The 2,399-nt window shown below is 25.4% G+C and carries 3 protein-coding genes; all 3 read left to right on the forward strand.

Annotation, left to right across the window (positions count from 1 at the left end; genetic code table 11):
• A complete protein-coding gene (locus tag BBP_RS02780; RefSeq protein WP_011097469.1) occupies nt 1-498 on the forward strand; it encodes a TIGR00645 family protein in 498 nt (165 codons plus the stop codon).
• A gap of 65 nt (nt 499-563) precedes the next feature.
• Entirely contained in the window at nt 564-1,283 is a 720-nt protein-coding gene (locus BBP_RS02785) for a replication-associated protein repA2 (RefSeq protein WP_011097470.1), read from the forward strand.
• A gap of 89 nt (nt 1,284-1,372) precedes the next feature.
• Nucleotides 1,373-2,230, forward strand: a complete 858-nt coding sequence (locus tag BBP_RS02790) for a replication-associated protein repA1 (RefSeq protein WP_011097468.1) — start codon at nt 1,373-1,375, stop codon at nt 2,228-2,230.
• Nucleotides 2,231-2,399: the final 169 nt, after the last annotated feature.

Here is a 2,399-nt window from a genome sequence, read left to right on the forward strand (position 1 = left end):
GTGGAAAAATTAATCGAAAGGATAATTTATGCTTCCCGTTGGCTAATGTTCCCAGTATATATTGGATTATCCTTAGGATTTATACTATTAACATTAAAGTTTTTCCAACAAATAATTTTTGTAATTCCAAAGATTTTAATGATGTCGGAATCAGGATTAGTCTTAGTAGTATTATCACTGATAGACATTTCATTAGTAGGAGGTTTATTGGTCATGGTAATGTTTTCTGGATACGAAAATTTTATATCTAAAATGGAAATTAAAACAGACAAGAAAAAACTAGGATGGATGGGTACAATGGACGTTAACTCAATAAAAAATAAGGTAGCTTCATCAATAGTTGCAATCTCTTCTGTTCATTCGCTAAGATTGTTTATGGATGCAGAAAAAATTTCTAACGATCAAATTATGTGGTGTGTTTTAATACATCTTACCTTTGTCATTTCTGCTTTTGGTATGGCTTGTATAGATAAAATGAGCAAAAGAGGTTACTCATAGAACGTGCGTTCTTAAATTAAAAAAATCTAAATATAAAATTAAGATTTCATAAAAAAGTTATTATTATGTTAAATATTAAAACCAAAAAGAAAAATAAAAAAAGGATATATGTTTTTAATAAAAATCCTGAATTTAAATTTAAACATTTAGTTTTTCAAAAAAATAAATTTATATTAAAAATAATTAATGAAATTGACAAAATAGATTTAATGAGAAGTGAAATTTTTAACTCAACTTTACCTATAGACCCTCAAACAGGGAATATATTAGTTAGATTTAGAAAATTAAATAGAAATAGATTGCTTGCTATAAAAGCAATAATTCAAGCAATGTTATATCATTTTAATATTAAAACGAAGAAGGTAACAGCATCTGTTGAACAATTAGCAGATGAATGTGGTTTATCTACTGTGTCTAAAAGTGGAAATAAATCTATCACTCGGGCATCTCGATTGATATCTCAATTTATGGAACCTATGGGATTCATAAAATGTAAGAAAATTAAAACTACCAACAATAAATTCTCAAAAGAAATAATATTAACCCCATTATTTTTTATGATCCTTGTTAAAAACAGTTCTCTTTCCGAGGGAGATACTCATCTAAAACAAGAGTTCAAAATACTAAAGAATAAAAATGTACATATTAATTCTTCTGAAACTTTTGCTAAACAAGAAATCTTAAAAAAAATAATAAATAAATATTCTTTAAACAAATTAAAAAAACTAGGTCCAAAAAAAATAAAGGAAAAAATAAATACAGAATATAAAAATATTAAGAAATAAATATGTAGTAGAGGTAAAAATTTGAAATTCTCTATTTTTAATGATATAAATATGTATATTACATAAAGTATAAAAATTGAAGGTAAAAAATGTTAAAGAGAAAAAACTACGTAAATAATATTTCCCCCCTTTTTACTCCTCCTAAGGGAGATAAAAGAAGACCTGCTTTTATTAATTATGCTTTAGAACAAGCTAAAAAAATAGATGTTGCAAGAAGTGAATTAAATTATATTCTAAAACTCAGAGACCCTAAAACAGGATCTATTATCCCAAGACATAGGCAATTAAATGAACATAGAGCGGCTGCAATGAGAGTTATTGTCCCTGCTATGATATATCACTTTAATATCACTTCAGATTTAGTACAAGCATCTATTGAACAATTAGCAGATGAATGTGGTTTATCTACTGTGTCTAAAAGTGGAAACAAATCTATCACTCGGGCATCTCGATTGATATCTCAATTTATGGAACCTATGGGATTCATAAAATGTAAGAAAAAATGGGATAAAATTCTAGGTTGTTATATGCCTAAAATAATTATGTTAACCCCCTTGTTTTTTGAGTTAATTGGAATTTCAAAAGAAAAATTAAATAATGCTAAAAAACAGCAATTAGGGTGGTTAAATACAAAGTTAATAGAAAGGGGATTAAAACCCTTATCTTTTTCAGATGCGAAGTTAGTAAGTCGGGAGAAACAAATTAATAAAATTTTAGAACTACGAAATAATTTTCATTTATTACAGAGAAAAAAAAGATACGCAAAAAAGCTTTTTAAGTTAGATGAAAAAGATATTAGACAAAAGATTATCAAATATCTAGTGTCTAAATATTCAAGTTCAGAATTAGCTCAAATTAGTTTACAAGAATTTAAAAAACAAGTAAATATAGAATATTTTTATCTTCGAAATTTAGCTAATGAACCTTATTTAATTTCTAGAAGATAATTTTTTTTTTTAATAAATGCATGTTCATTTTGAAATAGATGCTCCATAGGTAATAGATGCAAAATAACGGTTTATATTCTTTTAAAAAAGAAAAAAACATAACTATTACTAAAACTAAAAAATAATCTTTATATTATGGAATTCCAATCTAAAAAAGGATTAAAAATAA

It is taken from the genome of Buchnera aphidicola str. Bp (Baizongia pistaciae) (assembly GCF_000007725.1).
Classification (GTDB): Bacteria; Pseudomonadota; Gammaproteobacteria; order Enterobacterales; family Enterobacteriaceae; genus Buchnera_B; species Buchnera_B aphidicola_H.